Origin of the sequence: Flagellimonas pacifica, from assembly GCF_900215465.1 — a bacterium.
GTDB lineage: Bacteria > Bacteroidota > Bacteroidia > Flavobacteriales > Flavobacteriaceae > Flagellimonas > Flagellimonas pacifica.
On the sequence record NZ_OBEH01000001.1, the window covers coordinates 1,230,443 to 1,245,773 of the forward strand.

The following is a 15,331-nucleotide window of genomic DNA, read 5'->3' on the forward strand; positions in this document are numbered from 1 at the left end:
CACAATGGGTAGCGCAACGGTCAAAAAAACAACACAAATGAAGAAGCAACTACAATATATCTGTTCCCTGGCTCTACTATTGATGTCCTACGTGGTATCTGCACAACAAGACCCGCAGTTTACGCAGTATATGTACAATACTTTGAGTGTAAATCCGGCATATGCTGGTTCTAGGGGGCATTTAACCGCGTTGTTGATGCACCGTTCCCAATGGGTAGGGGTCAATGGAGCACCTAACACCCAGGTTTTGGCCGTAGATGGTCCAATGGGGAACAATGTAGGTCTGGGACTTGTGCTTTCCCACGATGCTTTGGGACCATCTTCGGAAGTTTTTGTGGATGCCAATTTTTCATATACCGTAAAATTGGATGAAAACGATAAAAAACTCTCTTTTGGATTAAAAGGAGGGGGAAGACTCTTTAATGTGGATTTCACCAAAGGTTTGGTGGAGAATCCAGATGTCGCCTTTCAAAATAATATTGAAAACAAATTTTTTCCGACCATAGGAGCCGGAGTATATTACCATACAGCCAAAAGTTATTTAGGTTTGGCAGTACCCAATTTCTTTTCACAGGACCATTATGAAGGACAAGAACAAGAAATAGCCACGGAACGTTTGCATTACTTTTTGATGGGTGGAAAGATCATTGATCTGACCCCGGATATCAAATTTAAGCCTGCCTTCTTTGTAAAATGGGTTCCTGGAGCTCCGGTTATTGCTGATATTTCGGCAAATGCCATGCTAATGGAAACCTTTACTGCAGGCCTGGCTTATCGGTGGGACGATTCCTTTTCCGCGCTTTTAGGGCTTCAAATTTCCCCAGACCTAAGTGTTGGCTATGCCTATGATCTAACAACATCAGATTTAAGAAGTTATACCAGTGGTACACATGAGGTGTTTTTGAGGTATGAATTCAAGACCGTGGAAAAACGACTTAAATCTCCAAGATTTTACTAAGATGAAAGCAATAAAAACCAACATAACCGCACTTCTTTTTTTGATGGTCTTTGCTGTACAGGGCCAATTAAAGTATAACGATGCCGACATCAATTTTGACAACCTCTTGTATGTAAGAGCGGCCAAACAATATGAAAGTCTTGTGCAAAAAGGAGACGATTCCCAACATGTATTACAGCGTTTGGGGGATGCTTATTTTTTCAATACAGATATGGAAAATGCGGCTAAATGGTACGGGATGTTATTTTCAAAATATGAAAATGTGTTGGAGCCAGAGTATGCCTTTAGGTATGTGCATGCTTTAAAAGGTGTAGGCAATTACAAACTGGCCAAGGGCATTATGAAAATTTACACTCAAAAGCTGGATGTATCAAAATTTGAAGTTGAGCAACTGAAGAACAATGATGAAGCTTTGGATGAGTTGCTGAACAGACAACCTCAATTTTATATTGCCAATTTGGCCATCAACACCCCTGTGGCAGACTTTGGAACAGCTTATTATAAGGACAAAATTGTATTTTCATCAAGCAGGGATTCTTTACTATATGAAACTCGGGTTTATGAATGGAACCAACAGCCATATTTAGATTTTTTTATGGCTGACACCAATGATTTGGGCTCCGATTTGGCCAAGGTAGAGCCGTTTTCTCCAATTTTGAATACAAGATATCATGAAGCTGTTGCCAGTTTCATCCCAGAGGGGAATGTGATTTACTTCACCAGAAATAACTATTCCAACCAAACGTTGGGTCGAGATGGTGAGGGCACTAATCATTTAAAAATGTATACGTCCCAGCTTCAAGGAGGGGAATGGACAGGTGCCACGGAGGTTTCTTTTAATAATGAAGAATATTCCGTAGGACAGCCTGCATTAAGCCCTGATGGTAAAAAATTATACTTTGTATCGGACATGCCAGGTAGCATTGGTGGTACTGATATATTTGTCGTAGACATCCGTAGAGATGGGAGTTTTTCTCAACCCAGAAACTTAGGGCCAACAATCAATACCAGTGGCAGGGAAATGTTCCCCTATATCACTGAGGAGAAATTGTACTTTGCTTCAGATGGGCATTTAGGCCTTGGAGGTTTAGATGTTTTTGAAAGTGAATTGGGCAGAAATGGCTTTAGAGCACCCAACAATTTGGGCAAGCCTTTGAACAGTAATCGAGATGATTTTGCTTATATCGTGAACGAGTCTACCCAACGAGGTTATTTTTCTTCCAATAGAGAAGGGGGGAAAGGAGATGATGACATTTATTCCTTTCAACGTATGGAAGAAACCTGCGAACAGACTGTAAAAGGGAGCGTAATCCGAAAGGCCAATGCGCAACCTATGGTTAATGTAGTGGTAGAATTGGTATCTGCTGGTGGTGCATCATTGGAAAGAACGGCCACTGACCCTTATGGCGCATTTAGTTTTACCACAGTTTTGGACTGTGAAGAAAAGTATAGCGTTCAAATAAGCAAAGATGGTTTTATATCCACCGAAAAATCTTTCAGTACAACCACCGAAAAAGATTTTGTGAACAATGTGCCCATGGAAATCACCAAGAAACTCAATAAATTGATTGTTCGCGAAAATGGGGTGCTAAAAATTAAGATTGATAATATTTACTTTGACTTGAACAAAGCTGATATTAGGGCAGATGCCGCCCAAGAGCTCAACAAGATTGTGGAGGTAATGAAAGAATATCCTAAAATGGTCATTAAAATTGAGGCACATACAGATTCAAGAGGAAGTGATAGATACAATGAGACCTTATCTGATAAAAGAGCAAAATCTACTGGAAGCTACATTATTTCGCAAGGAATCCAGGCCCATCGTATAGAAAGTGCCATTGGATATGGAGAAAAAACACTGTTGAATCATTGTAAAAATGGAATTAAGTGTACCACTGAGGAGCATGATGTTAACCGTAGATCAGAATTCATCATTGTAAAATTAGAATAAGACATGACCAAACCAAATACCAAAAACCTTCAGCGAAAGTTGGAGGTTTTTTCATTAAAAAACATTTTGGTGCAACCTTTCAATTTTTGATTTGTCTTTGGAATAGATGAATAAGGATTATTTTTAGCTGTCATTGAATAACCGTCCAGGATTTTTGGAAGCAAACGTACGTTATACACACCAAGTATTGGTGGAACAGAGTAAAGAAGGAAACAGGAACGCCCAGTACCAGTTGTACGGGCTATATGTGGATGCCATGTTCAACGTTGCCATGCGATTACTGACCGTGCGTGAAGATGCCGAAGATATTTTACAAGAGAGCTTTGTAGAGGCTTTTAAAAAGTTGGACACTTTTAGGTTTGAAAGCACTTTTGGAGCTTGGTTAAAACGAATTGTGATCAATAGGAGTATCAATCATTTAAAAGCAAAGCGACTCTTGTTGTCCTCTTTGGAAAATGAAGCTGAGCCTGTTGAAGATGATAATGCTGAGATTATTCCTGAAATGGAAATTGAAAAGGTGAAAATAGGCATGGGACAACTACCGGAGGGGTACAAGCAAATAATCACCTTGTATTTGATAGAAGGGTATGATCATGTGGAAATAGGTGAAATATTGGATATATCGACCTCCACATCAAAATCACAATATCATCGAGCTAAAAAGAAACTTATTCAAATTGTAAATGAACTATGATGGACAATTTTGAAAAACACATAAAGGAGAACAAGCAGGCTTTTGATGTTCACAAGGTGGACAGGGATAAGCTGTGGGGAAATATAACTTCCCAGTTGGATGAGGAGGAAAAAGGAAAGGTAATTCCGCTATGGAGGTCAAACAAGTTACGTATAGCCGCATCAATCATCCTTTTGATTGGATTGTCTTTAACAGCTTTTTTAACTATAAACAATCCTTCTTCCAATACTATGGATGGGTATGCAACGGAAGAATTGTTTGAAATAGACATGCACTATAAGAATTTGGTCTATCAACAAGTACAATTGGTAAAGAACCACCCTAGTTTGGCAGCCAAGGATAAAGAGGAATTTTTATCCTTTATGGATGAATTGGATAAGGAGTATGAACAGCTAAAATTAGAAATGCAGAGCAATTTGGACAATGAGCTGGTTTTGGAGGCCATTGTAAACAATTATAAAAAACGTATTGAACTGATAGAGAATTTACTTAAACAGATCAATGCTTCTAAAAATGAAATGGATTATGAAGGGTATATATTATAAAAATACAGTACTTACCGTACTACTGGGTTTTCTTACCCTTACTGTATTTGCACAAAGCGAGCGTTCCAAAAAATGGGAAAAGAGCTATGACCTTTCTGCAACCGGAACAGTTCAGATTGAAAACAAGTATGGTAATGTGGTCATTAATGGTTGGGATAAAGAAGAACTTAAGGTGTCCATTGCCATAAAAGTGACCCATAGAAAGGATGAAAACGCTAAAAAACTTTTGGATAGGATCCAACCAGAAGTTACACTGGCGGGAGATTTTGTTAGAGTTACCTCGGAGATTGTGGATAGAAGTTCTAGCGTCTTCTCCAGATACTTTAATAAGGCCAATCCTTTTGACTTTGATAAATCTAATATTCAGATAGATTATGAGGTCTATTTACCTATAAATGCAGAGTTAGGTGTCATCAATAAGTTTGGGGACGTAATAATAAGCACTTGGAATGGAGATTTGGATGCTAACGTACAGCATGGAGATGTATGGGTCAATGAAGATATATCCACTGCAAAGATTGATATGCGTTTTGGAAAATTAAATAGTCGTAGAATGGGCTATGGAAACATAAAAATGAGCAATGGGAGCATTGATATGGAAAATGCCCAAAAACTAAAGATCATAAGCAGTGGAAGTAATATTAAACTCAATGAAGTGTCTAATTTGGAATTGTATTCTAGCAAGGATGAAGTGAGTTTAGCAACCATAGGAAGCTTAAGGGGTGACTTTAAATTTTCGGATGTGGATATCGCCACCATAGAAAATGAAATGTTTTTGACACTAAGAATTGCTGAAGTTGAGATTCATGAAATTCTAAAATCGGATGCCGAGATAGATATTGTTCAAGAGTCTTCCGAAATAAACATTGACATTTCTGGGTTGGCATTTAAATTTAGGGCAACCTTGGAGCAAGGACTTTTAAGAGTTCCTAAATCTTTTGACAACATTGAGACCAATGTTACCAATGCCGGAAGAAAAATCAGGGATATCACAGCTAACTATGGGAATGGCGCACGCGGAGAATTCTCTATAAATGGAATAAAAGGAGTCATAGTACTAACAGATTAAATTTTTATAAAAAAAGGACAATGTTTGTGCAACCTTTTACAATTACACTTGTCTTTAAATCAGCAACCTTATCAAAAAACGATGAAAACAAACAAATTACTACTACCTGTTCTACTGTTATTTACAAGTATAGGACTGGCCCAAAATGAGGAAGAAGGTGACTTTATTGAATTTAATGACCGAAGAAATGTGGTCCACGGAGTGTATCTTGGATTGAGCACCTACTTTGGAGAAATTGACAGCAAAGACACCTATATAGGGAGTTTAAAAGTGGCTTATGTGGCCAATAGAAAATTTGAGGTTGGATTCGTTGGTACGTTTCTCTATTCTGAACAAGATAATCCTCTTACCCCCAATGAGGATTTACTCGCGGTCTATGGAGGGCTGCATTTGGAGCCTATTCTTTTTAGTAAGTCTGCCGTAAATCTTTCTTTCCCGGTACTTATAGGAGCGGGAGCGGTTGGATACTTAGGAAACAATTTTGATGATAGAATTAATGAAGACATTGATGAAGATGATGTAGATGCCATTTTTGTTTTGGAACCCGGGATGAGCGTTCTTTTCAATATTTCCAGATATCTGCAATTAGAAGCTGGAATAAAGTATCGTTTTTCAAGTAAATTGGATTTAGAGTTTAATCCTTTGTCAAGAATCAATGGTTTTTCAGGCGGTGTTGGAATTAAAGTCGGGGTCTTCAATATGGGGAGAAACAGATATAAAAAACATTTGAGAAATGGACAATAACAAATCAAAAAACGAACAATCACTCAACCAAGGTCTAATGGCCAAACATGTATTTTCAAAAAATGGAGCTGTCTTTGTTAGAAGTTCGCAGAACTTAAAAGCAGATGAATGGTCAGCTATAAATTTTTATTGGATGCCCATTCTTAAGCTAGAAAAAGAACTTCGCTAAACACCTTTTAAACATCATGAGAAAACTAAAAACCAAAAACCTTCTGTTCTTGGGCTTACTTTTTGTTGCCATATTTTATGGTAATGCCCAAGATTTAAAACAGACCGTTAAAGGAAAAGTAACGGACATTGCCACAGGGAGTCCATTGATGGGAGCTACTATTGTTTTACTCGGGTCAGAACCACAAATTGGAGTCATCACTGATGCTCAAGGTTTCTTTTCTATGGAAAACGTGCCTGTTGGCAGACAATCGTTTACCTGTAGTTATTTAGGCTATGAAGATGCTTCCATTTCAGAAGTTTTGGTTGGATCTGCAAAAGAGATCAATTTAACCATAAGATTAACGGAATCCCTTAACCAATTAGGAGAAGTTGTAGTTCTTGCACGCAAGGATCAGGTCAAACCCAACAATAAATTGGCAACAGTAAGTGCTAGGTCATTTGGGGTTGAAGAGGCCAAGCGCTTTCCGGCAAGTATAAGTGACCCAGGGAGGATGGCACTTTCTTTTGCCGGGGTAACCAATACTGACGATACCACCAATGAGATTGTGATTCGTGGTAACGCCCCAAACCAATTGTTATGGAGAATTGAAGGGGTTGAGGTGCCAGAACCCAATCATTTTTCTGAGGAGGGCTATTCACCTGGAGCGGTGAGCTTGTTGAGTACCAATATGCTGGGCAATTCTGATTTTTTCACAGGAGCTTTTCCTGCTGAATATGGAAATGCAACGTCAGGAGTGTTCGATATCAAACTAAGAAATGGAAATTCGGAGAACACAGAATATGCTTTTCAATTTGGAGTTTTAGGAACTGATTTGGCCGTTGAGGGTCCGTTCTCCAAAAATTATAAAGGATCATTCCTGGTCAATTATAGGTATTCAACCTTAACAATTTTGAACAATATTATTGAGGTATCAGAGGGCTCTGTGCCCACATTCCAAGATCTCGCATTTAAGGTGAATTTACCACTTGGGGAGAAAACAAATCTTTCCGCTTGGGGAATGGGAGGTATCAGTGAGGATAATCAGGATAATGCAGAACAATCCAATCCAAATGTTTTTGAAGATGAGATTTTTGAGTCAAAGACCTATATGGGAGGGGTTAATCTGAGGCATTTTTTCAACCCTAATACCTCTTTGGATGGAGCACTTTCCTATTCGGGGAACCGCAGTGACTATATATTTTCGTTAGATAGTAGAATCAACACAGATTTCTATAGGGAACAGGACATTCTTAGGAACAATGCCATTAGGGTAAGTGCCAACTTAAATCAAAAATTTAACGCAAAGACCTCGCTTAAAACAGGATTTGTATATAGTAGATTGTCTTATGATGTATTGACTGATGAAACTAGGGATACTGATACGGAAGTATTGGTAAATGCAGATGGCAATGGTACCTTTCTGCAGTTTTTTTCACAAGCTAAATATAGGTTCAATGAAAAATTTTCTACCACTTTTGGGTTGCATGCTTCGTCATTTTCAGTAAATGATGACTTTACTCTGGAACCAAGAGGAGGATTTGAGTATAAAATTTCTCCTAAACATACACTAAGTGGCGGAGTTGGTCTGCATTCAAGAAGAATGCCACTTAATCAGTACTTTATTGGGGTTGAAGATGGACAAGGAAATGTAACCACGCCAAATACCAATTTAGATTTGATGAGGGCTGCACACTATGTATTGGGGTATGATTGGCGTATCATAAAAAATGGTCATTTAAAAATAGAAGCCTATTATCAGGACCTTACTAAGGTAGCTATATCGGCAAATCCGGGTTCAACAAATTCTTTTTTGAACGGGCGTTTTATAGAGGAAGAGTTGACAGATTCCGGTAAGGCAAGAAACTATGGATTGGAGCTAACATTTGAAAAATTCTTTTCCAACCAATACTACTTTTTGGTGACCAGTTCGCTTTTTGATTCTCAGTACAGAGCCGGGGATGGTAACTGGTACAATAGTCGGTACAATGCCAATTACACCTTTAATGTTGTGGGAGGAAAAGAGTTTAAGGTGGGAAAAAACAACAATAATATTTTTGGGATCAATGCCAAATTATTATGGAACGGAGGTAAAAGGGATACTCCGGTGGATTTGGAGTTTTTTGACCAGACTGGTCGAGTTAGACTTATTCAAAATCAAAGAAATACTATTGAACTTGACGATTATTGGAGAGTAGATGCCAGCTTTTCGTATCGAATCAATAGGCCCAAGGTTTCACATGTAATCTCATTTGATATACAGAATGTTACCAATAGACTTAATGTGGATGAAACTTCTTTTAATCCGCTCACCCGTACAACGGAAATTGAGTATCAGTTGGAGCTTTTACCATTACTCAACTATAGAATTGAATTTTAATCAAAAACAAACATCATGACATCAATCAAACAAATCATTTTTGCTCTTGCAATAGGAGCGTTGGCCACTTCTTGTTCATATGAAACAATTAGAGTATCCGATGAGATATCCACAATAAAATACGATTTTGAGAATATCACGGAATTATCGGTCGCTACAGATTTTAAAGCATATGTCACTTTTTCAGAGACCGAAGAAAGTGTTAGTATAAAAGCCAACACCAATTTACTGGGTAAGATTAGGGCTCATCAAGACGGCGGAAGGCTTACTGTTAAACTCAAGAACAATATCAATATTAGAGGTAAGGAAACCTTGGAGCTTTACATTACCATGAAGGAAATTAGGGATTTTAGAGCTTCTTCAGATGCGGATATTTATCTTGATGACCCTTTGAATGCGGATGATGTCACTATTGAACTAAGCTCAGATGCATATTTTAAAGGAGAGATCATTGCCAAAGATTTTGAGCTCAAAGCTTCTTCGGATAGCAATGCCGATTTGTATTTGGAGGCTAAACGTACTTATATGAACCTTTCTTCCGGAGCCAAAGTGGAAGGCGAGATAGAATCCCAAAATGCTACCCTTAACTTATCATCAGATAGTGCAATTGATGCTTTGGGATCAATAGATAACCTCAATGCTAGTTTATCTTCAGACAGTAGAATTAGAGATTACGGATTGCAAATTCAAGATTTGGAAATTTCCTTGACATCCGATAGTGATGCTTATCTTACCGTTTCCAAGACAATAGATGTTACGGCCAATTCTGATGCCAGACTTTTTTATAAAGGAGATGCGGATATTGTAAGACAAGTACTTTCAAGTGATGGAAGAGTCATTAAAAAAGATTGATATAATCTTTTTATCTTCAGTGGGTTAAATATAAAAAGCATGCCCAAGGAAGAAAAAATAATGACTTTGCACCCTCAAGGAAAGGCCGGTGTTAATATACTTAAAAGGAGGTACGACCTTATTAGGGACTATATTGAAAAAACTATAGCCAAACACGAAACAATAACCTTTGAGAAGTTGGGTGATATGGCTATTGAAGAATTAAAGGAAACTTTTGATGGTAAGGTATTATGGTACATTGTTACTGTTAAATTGGATTTGGAAGCCCGTGGCGTCATTGAACGGATTCCAAAAACCAGCCCTCATCAGTTGCGTATGAAAGCGCACTAAAAGTTGATAGAGGTTTTTCAAAATTCTAAAAAAGGGAAATCGCTTTGTGCAAAGAGCTTTTCTCAATAATTTTGAACAAACATTAGCAATGGCCATATCCCAAAAACAAACGGACGCTTTTCAACTTTTTGATGCAGCCAATAGTGCGGACCCCAACTTGGAGTTTTATGGGGAACGAGAGTTTCCAAAAGAATTGTTGTATGCCATTCGCATGACAGAAACTTTGCAAGAATATGAACCTGAAGCTTCAGAAGCTTTGCAATTAGCTGCAAGATGTCAACATATTTGTAGATGGGAAATTCCTAGACAAGACTACGAGAGCAATAGAGCAGGGTATTTAAAGTGGCGGCAAGATTTAAAGAATTTCCATGCGCAAAAGGCTGAGGGACTTCTAAGACAAGCTGGATATGAACAGGATGTTCTTGACAAGGTCGAGTTTCTTCTTTTGAAAAAACAATTGAAGAAGAGTGAAGATACCCAAGCTTTGGAAGATGTGGCGTGTTTGGTTTTTCTACAATATTATTTTGAGCCGTTCATCAAAAAACATGCTGAAGAAAAGGTGGTGGAAATTCTCCAAAAAACATGGAGAAAGATGTCTTCCAAAGGGCAACAAAGGGCATTGGAGTTATCAATTTCAGAAAAAGGCATGGAATTAATCACTAAAGCAATTGCAGATGGAACGGAATGAGTTGTATCCAATTTTTCTTAAAGTATCCAATCTAAATATCTTAATTGTTGGAGGGGGTAATGTAGGTCTTGAAAAGCTTACCTTTTTGTTGAAATCAAGCCCCAATGCCAACGTACAAATGATAGCCCCCAAATTTTTGGAAGAAACACTACTGTTGGCAAAAAAACACAAGGTTGAAATTGTTAAAAAGGAATATGATAAAAGTTTTCTCAATGGAAAACACATGGTGGTTGCCTGTACTGATAAGATTGAAGTAAATGAGCAGGTTTATCAAGATTGTCGAGAGCAAAGTATTTTGGTGAATGTTGCGGATAATCCACCCCTTTGTGATTTTTATATGGGTGGTATTGTGACCAAGGGCAATGTTAAGATTGCTATTTCCACTAATGGAAAATCACCAACAATAGCCAAGAGATTGCGGCAGTTTTTTGAAGATGTTATCCCTGAAAACATTGATGATTTGGTGAGAAATCTAAATACATATCGAAAAACGCTAAAAGGCGATTTTGATGAAAAGGTTGAAGCTTTGAATGAGTTTACCAAAAGTTTGGTGGACAAAAAAAAATAATGCTTGAACAGCAAAACCTACTTATTGATAATACGTTTGGGTTCTATTTAAATTATTGAACTATAGGCGTTTCATGGCTTCCATAAGGTCATCTTTCTTTCTAGGGGAAAGGTTAACATGCATATCATTGCTCATGATAATATAACCTCCATCAGATTTTATGTATTTTTTTACCTCCTTTAAATTTATTAGATAGCTATTGTGTACCCGCATAAACTGTTGGTCGGCAAGCAGGTTTTCATACTCTTTAAGGTGCTTGCTCACCAAAAGTTTCTTTTTGTCTTTAAGAATAAAAGAGGTGTATGATCCACCCGCCTTACAAAGAACAATATCTTCTATTGCAATAAATTCCATTCCCGCTGTGGTGGCCAGGCATATTTTTTCTTGTTTGTTGGATTCTCGGGATAAGCTTTGCATTAGATTATCAATCTGTTGCCGATATACATTAGTGTCCATCCTATTCCTGGCTTTTTCAACAGCTTGTTGTAGTTCATCAAGGTCAATTGGTTTTAGCAAGTAATCCAGAGAACTAAATTTTATAGCCTTTATGGCATATTTTTCAAATGCTGTTGTAAATATTATTTCAAAACTGGGCTCCTTAATTTGTTCTAAAATATCAAAACCCACTCCTGATTGTAGTTCTATATCCAGAAACACAACATCTGGACTGAAAACGGATAGCACTTTAATTGCTTCATTTACAGAACTTGCCATGGCGATGACTTTAACATCACGGCAAAACTCTTCCAAAAGGGTTTTTAACGTTTCTCGGCTATGCTTTTCGTCTTCTACTATAACAACTTTTAAGGTCATAAGGTTGGTTTAAGGTTTAATTACTTCTGGGTTGATAAATAAGTATTTTATATTTTTTTGACCTAGGTCTAGGCATATTTTAAAACGCGTCACCAAACATTGCTTTTTCTTACTTTTCATAAAGGACAATACTATTTTTGGTTGCTGAAAGCAATTAAAGGAACTAAATTAAAGTTCTTATTTAATTTATGAATATTTTTTGTATTGCATTGCAATTGAAAACATTTTAACTGATACTTAAGAAGTACTTGTTTGAGTTGTTTTTTGATTTAGGAATAGTGTTCGTGTTATTTGTTTATCTGATGACTTTATTCCGTATTTTCTATTAAACTAACATTGAGAATTCAACTTTATTATGCCAGCAATACATGTGCCATATTTTTGTTTCGTATACTATTGTGTATATATTCAAATGTCGCTGGGGGAAATTCATTGACCAGATGATTTATGGTCTGGAATTTTGAATTTGCAATTGATAAATAATACTGTATTGATAAAGGATTGTATCCTTTATCTTCATAATGGGGGAAGATAATAAACAGCGGTTTTAAAAGATTACTTTCTCTGTTCCGCTGATAGATTTGTTTAATGAAAAACTCACCACATTCTTTCCTTCCATGCTTTTGCGCAGCATAACCCCATACCAGCTATAAACAGAAAGAAAATACTAGCGGTGAGTTTGTTGTTTGTGAAACGTAATTTTATTTCTAAAGGAATCTAATGTCCGAGGGGTTTTAATTATTAACACATAATATTAAGATTCCTAAATTAAGTTCACATCATTTCTCTTAAACCACATGTAAAACTACTTGGATTGATCTTTGGTTTTATGGCTAATTTGATGTACCTCCGATATGAATTGATAAATTACTTATGTGAATAGATAGAATATATTCTTATATGCTTAAGAATGGATTTGTATCTGATTGTTGAGTGTTGAACAAATTCTTTATTGATGCAAAAAAGTAAAGTGAGATTCTATATGGAGAACCTCACTTTAACAGGAATACACGAACACTAAATTTTTAGCCAGTTGAACACAATTCATGGTTCATTTTGTTTGTGGCAGCTAATTTGTATGAAGAACTACGCATCTGCTTCCCAGGTTTAGGAGCCTTTATATGACCTTTGAAATCTATTGAGGCAATATTGCTGAAATACCCAAGAATGTCCTCATAATCTTCTATGTTTACTTTTGCTTTTCTTAGTGCCTTGTATATAGATGATTTGTCTGTTATTGTGTTCCAATCGCCATACAATCTTTTGTCTTTTGATTTTATAATTAGGATCTTCAACTTGTTCAGATGCCAAGAGGGCACATAAAAATTTGAAACCTGATCCGCCAGAGACTTGAAGGTTACATATACCTTGCCTGTGTTCTTATATACATTTGCTGAATATCCCAATGAGGAATTGTCCAAAGGGAGTTTTAAGCATGAATCATCAGATTCTAGATAGAAAAGAATAGGATTGTTAAGCAGTACTTCTTCAGTGATTTCTGGAACATCCAATGAAAATGACCAACCTGGCAATTGATTGCTTAAATCAAAAGATAGTAACTCAACTGTGTTGGAAGCTAAAAGGGGTGAGTTTTTTTTGCTGGCCTCTATTGTTAGATGCGACTTGTTCAAAAGATAAATGGGATATCCCATAATAACAGATGCGCATATCAGTGTCCAAATAATGATTAGCAAGTGCATAAATATTTTTTTTAGGTTAAAAATTTGGGAATATTTTAATGTACATGTCTAAATAACAACTTTTTAAAGAGTTAGAAACCGTTGAATTTATAAATGCCCCCTCTTATTTGATGAATATGATATTGTCGATGAAATACATTTTTTTCGGACGAAATACATTTTAGGGGGAATTTTGATAGTATTTGGCTTATAAATACATATGATTAATTATGAGATTAGGAATTAATCTCCTTTATTCCATCCAAATGCTCCAATTGTCCAATCACGCCCATTACATCATAATTGGCAATCTTTCTTGTACTGTAATTTCTCTTGATATGATTTACGTAAGAATGGATTTCCAGGGTGTAATAATTTTCAAGCTCAAAAATGCTTTCTTCATTTGATTCTATTTTTTCTTTTACTTCCCTTTTGCCATAAGACCTTGCGTGGTATACAATTTTATAATTGTTATTTTCACTGTCCATCCACTCAATGGTTACTTCAATAAAGTCATCCATTCTTTCCCGTAATCTATATGTGGCTTGTTTGGGAATATTTCCAAATTCATATTCTGATTTTACCAGATTCAAAATCCATTTTTCAAGAAAGCTATCTTTCATGTCTATTAATTTAGGTGTCCTAGTTTGAGCCCATTTTGGGCTATATTGTTTTGATTTTATTCTTTTGAGGATGATTGGGATTCCCAAAATTTTAGACGACCTAAAGGGTTGGTTGTCTTAGATCGTTCTATGGAGATGGATTAATTTGACCCCAAAGGGCATGGGAATAATCAGTTGGTGAGGTTGAAATATGTTATCAAGGGCGGGTTAGGGTTTTTGATAACATTGCGTTGATCCATACTCCAGTTTGTGCATAAATCTAATATCAGTTCATGCTAAACAGTTGTTTAAACCAATCTATGGTATTTTTGCGGGCAAGAGCACTCTGTTCAACTTCATCAGTGTCAAAACTATGCCCAACACCTTCATAAAGATTTAGTTCTACGGGATTTTCTTTTTTAATGAGTAAATCAACCATGCAGAGCGCATTTTCAGCGAGGTAGCCTTCAGCGGCTATCTGAAATAACATTGGAGCATATACTTTATAGATATTATTGGTCATGGCATCTTCATCACAGGGATTTCCTCCCCAGTATCCGCGACCTACAACACCGCCATAATAAAACACCCCTCCTTTAAAACCTCCATTTGAAGGAAGCTCAGGTGGGGGTCTTACTCCATCAGTTGAACTATATTCCTTTCCATCGTACTTTTGAGTCCATTCCCAATTGGATGGAGTAGATTCGGAATCATAAAGTGTTGCGGCAACCGCACCAGCACCATCTGAAAAACCAAGGATGCCAATATCTTTTGGTTTAACAATTTTACTGCCATCATCAAATGTAAGATTCCTTAAAAAAGTAAGAGCGGCATTGGCATATCTTGGGCGTACAAACTGGGTACTGATTTTAAAAATATTTGGGGGATTGTCCCAGTTTCCAGATCTGGTAACAGCACCCGAAGGGGTGTAGCTATCTACAAAAGCGCCAACCATACAGTTTTTGCTAAGTAGATCTTTCCACTCATTAAATTGACTGGACATAATTCCACCTGCCGGATTATCATCTTTCCACATGCCGCCTGACCCGTGCATGACTACAACGGCTGCATAATCTTTTTGGTTGCACCCATCTGGAATGGATAAATAAATGGGAAGGGATGCGTTGTCAACTAAAACATAAATAATTGTATCAGCACTACTTGCTGATAAACTAGCTCCTTTTTCAGGGGAATTAAGTAAAAATCCATTGTCATCATTTCCACAAGAAGAGGAAGAAACAAGAACAATCAAAAGCATAAGTAGGTTGAAAGCTTTTAGTGTGTTTGGGTAAAATTTCATAATTAATAGT

Annotated in this window: 16 protein-coding genes; 12 read left to right on the forward strand and 4 right to left on the reverse strand. The window is 36.9% G+C overall.

From position 1 onward, the window contains the following. The first annotated feature begins 37 nt into the window (after window positions 1–37). From CRO15_RS05445 to CRO15_RS05500, 12 genes are all read left to right on the forward strand, one after another. Complete coding sequence (locus CRO15_RS05445; RefSeq protein WP_097044861.1) at window positions 38–958, forward strand: PorP/SprF family type IX secretion system membrane protein; 921 nt, start codon at window positions 38–40, stop codon at window positions 956–958. Between the two features lies 1 nt (window position 959). Beyond that, window positions 960–2,909, forward strand: coding sequence for an OmpA family protein (locus tag CRO15_RS05450; RefSeq protein ID WP_165769914.1), 1,950 nt, complete (start codon window positions 960–962; stop codon window positions 2,907–2,909). A gap of 154 nt (window positions 2,910–3,063) precedes the next feature. After that, a complete protein-coding gene (locus CRO15_RS05455) occupies window positions 3,064–3,603 on the forward strand; it encodes an RNA polymerase sigma factor (RefSeq protein WP_243396905.1) in 540 nt (179 codons plus the stop codon). Beyond that, window positions 3,600–4,148, forward strand: a complete 549-nt coding sequence (locus CRO15_RS05460) for a hypothetical protein (RefSeq protein WP_133067209.1) — start codon at window positions 3,600–3,602, stop codon at window positions 4,146–4,148. Before CRO15_RS05455 ends, CRO15_RS05460 begins: the two co-directional genes overlap by 4 nt. Continuing rightward, complete coding sequence (locus CRO15_RS05465) at window positions 4,129–5,217, forward strand: hypothetical protein (protein WP_133067210.1); 1,089 nt, start codon at window positions 4,129–4,131, stop codon at window positions 5,215–5,217. Before CRO15_RS05460 ends, CRO15_RS05465 begins: the two co-directional genes overlap by 20 nt. Before the next feature lie 81 nt (window positions 5,218–5,298). Further along, complete coding sequence (locus CRO15_RS05470) at window positions 5,299–5,961, forward strand: hypothetical protein (protein ID WP_097044738.1); 663 nt, start codon at window positions 5,299–5,301, stop codon at window positions 5,959–5,961. Then, window positions 5,951–6,130 (forward strand): hypothetical protein, encoded by a 180-nt coding sequence (locus CRO15_RS05475; RefSeq protein ID WP_097044739.1) that lies wholly within the window; start codon window positions 5,951–5,953, stop codon window positions 6,128–6,130. The genes CRO15_RS05470 and CRO15_RS05475 overlap by 11 nt, the downstream gene beginning before the upstream one ends. A gap of 16 nt (window positions 6,131–6,146) precedes the next feature. After that, window positions 6,147–8,489 carry a TonB-dependent receptor gene (locus tag CRO15_RS05480; RefSeq protein WP_097044740.1) on the forward strand — a complete coding sequence of 781 codons (2,343 nt, stop codon included), beginning with the start codon at window positions 6,147–6,149 and terminating at the stop codon, window positions 8,487–8,489. A 15-nt stretch (window positions 8,490–8,504) separates the two neighbouring features. Beyond that, window positions 8,505–9,341, forward strand: a complete 837-nt coding sequence (locus CRO15_RS05485; protein ID WP_097044741.1) for a GIN domain-containing protein — start codon at window positions 8,505–8,507, stop codon at window positions 9,339–9,341. Window positions 9,342–9,380: 39 nt separating this feature from the next. Further along, the gene (locus CRO15_RS05490) at window positions 9,381–9,671 is read left to right on the forward strand and encodes a DUF6958 family protein (RefSeq protein ID WP_097044742.1); all 291 of its coding nucleotides are present in this window, start codon (window positions 9,381–9,383) and stop codon (window positions 9,669–9,671) included. Between the two features lie 46 nt (window positions 9,672–9,717). Beyond that, entirely contained in the window at window positions 9,718–10,359 is a 642-nt protein-coding gene (locus tag CRO15_RS05495; protein WP_313788455.1) for a DUF4202 domain-containing protein, read from the forward strand. Further along, window positions 10,346–10,927, forward strand: coding sequence for a precorrin-2 dehydrogenase/sirohydrochlorin ferrochelatase family protein (locus tag CRO15_RS05500; protein WP_097044744.1), 582 nt, complete (start codon window positions 10,346–10,348; stop codon window positions 10,925–10,927). Before CRO15_RS05495 ends, CRO15_RS05500 begins: the two co-directional genes overlap by 14 nt. Before the next feature lie 60 nt (window positions 10,928–10,987). Here CRO15_RS05500 and CRO15_RS05505 read toward each other — a convergent pair whose 3' ends face one another. The 4 genes from CRO15_RS05505 to CRO15_RS05520 form a co-directional block, all read right to left on the reverse strand. Then, complete coding sequence (locus tag CRO15_RS05505; protein ID WP_097044745.1) at window positions 10,988–11,740, reverse strand: LytR/AlgR family response regulator transcription factor; 753 nt, start codon at window positions 11,738–11,740, stop codon at window positions 10,988–10,990. A 1,025-nt stretch (window positions 11,741–12,765) separates the two neighbouring features. After that, window positions 12,766–13,440 carry a hypothetical protein gene (locus CRO15_RS05510; RefSeq protein WP_133067211.1) on the reverse strand — a complete coding sequence of 225 codons (675 nt, stop codon included), beginning with the start codon at window positions 13,438–13,440 and terminating at the stop codon, window positions 12,766–12,768. A 215-nt stretch (window positions 13,441–13,655) separates the two neighbouring features. Continuing rightward, window positions 13,656–14,042 (reverse strand): hypothetical protein, encoded by a 387-nt coding sequence (locus tag CRO15_RS05515; protein ID WP_133067212.1) that lies wholly within the window; start codon window positions 14,040–14,042, stop codon window positions 13,656–13,658. 265 nt (window positions 14,043–14,307) lie between these two features. Next, window positions 14,308–15,321, reverse strand: coding sequence for a dienelactone hydrolase family protein (locus tag CRO15_RS05520; protein ID WP_097044748.1), 1,014 nt, complete (start codon window positions 15,319–15,321; stop codon window positions 14,308–14,310). Window positions 15,322–15,331 lie beyond the last annotated feature (10 nt).

Excerpts from the sequence above, each read along its gene's own strand:
- CRO15_RS05470 (WP_097044738.1), top strand. The coding sequence starts at position 5,299 with ATGAAAACAAACAAATTACTACTACCTGTTCTACTGTTATTTACAAGT.
- CRO15_RS05500 (WP_097044744.1), top strand. The coding sequence starts at position 10,346 with ATGGAACGGAATGAGTTGTATCCAATTTTTCTTAAAGTATCCAATCTA.
- CRO15_RS05505 (WP_097044745.1), bottom strand. The coding sequence starts at position 11,740 with ATGACCTTAAAAGTTGTTATAGTAGAAGACGAAAAGCATAGCCGAGAA.
- CRO15_RS05445 (WP_097044861.1), top strand. The coding sequence starts at position 38 with ATGAAGAAGCAACTACAATATATCTGTTCCCTGGCTCTACTATTGATG.
- CRO15_RS05475 (WP_097044739.1), top strand. The coding sequence starts at position 5,951 with ATGGACAATAACAAATCAAAAAACGAACAATCACTCAACCAAGGTCTA.
- CRO15_RS05480 (WP_097044740.1), top strand. The coding sequence starts at position 6,147 with ATGAGAAAACTAAAAACCAAAAACCTTCTGTTCTTGGGCTTACTTTTT.
- CRO15_RS05520 (WP_097044748.1), bottom strand. The coding sequence starts at position 15,321 with ATGAAATTTTACCCAAACACACTAAAAGCTTTCAACCTACTTATGCTT.
- CRO15_RS05515 (WP_133067212.1), bottom strand. The coding sequence starts at position 14,042 with ATGAAAGATAGCTTTCTTGAAAAATGGATTTTGAATCTGGTAAAATCA.
- CRO15_RS05510 (WP_133067211.1), bottom strand. The coding sequence starts at position 13,440 with ATGCACTTGCTAATCATTATTTGGACACTGATATGCGCATCTGTTATT.
- CRO15_RS05465 (WP_133067210.1), top strand. The coding sequence starts at position 4,129 with ATGAAGGGTATATATTATAAAAATACAGTACTTACCGTACTACTGGGT.
- CRO15_RS05450 (WP_165769914.1), top strand. The coding sequence starts at position 960 with ATGAAAGCAATAAAAACCAACATAACCGCACTTCTTTTTTTGATGGTC.
- CRO15_RS05490 (WP_097044742.1), top strand. The coding sequence starts at position 9,381 with ATGCCCAAGGAAGAAAAAATAATGACTTTGCACCCTCAAGGAAAGGCC.
- CRO15_RS05460 (WP_133067209.1), top strand. The coding sequence starts at position 3,600 with ATGATGGACAATTTTGAAAAACACATAAAGGAGAACAAGCAGGCTTTT.
- CRO15_RS05485 (WP_097044741.1), top strand. The coding sequence starts at position 8,505 with ATGACATCAATCAAACAAATCATTTTTGCTCTTGCAATAGGAGCGTTG.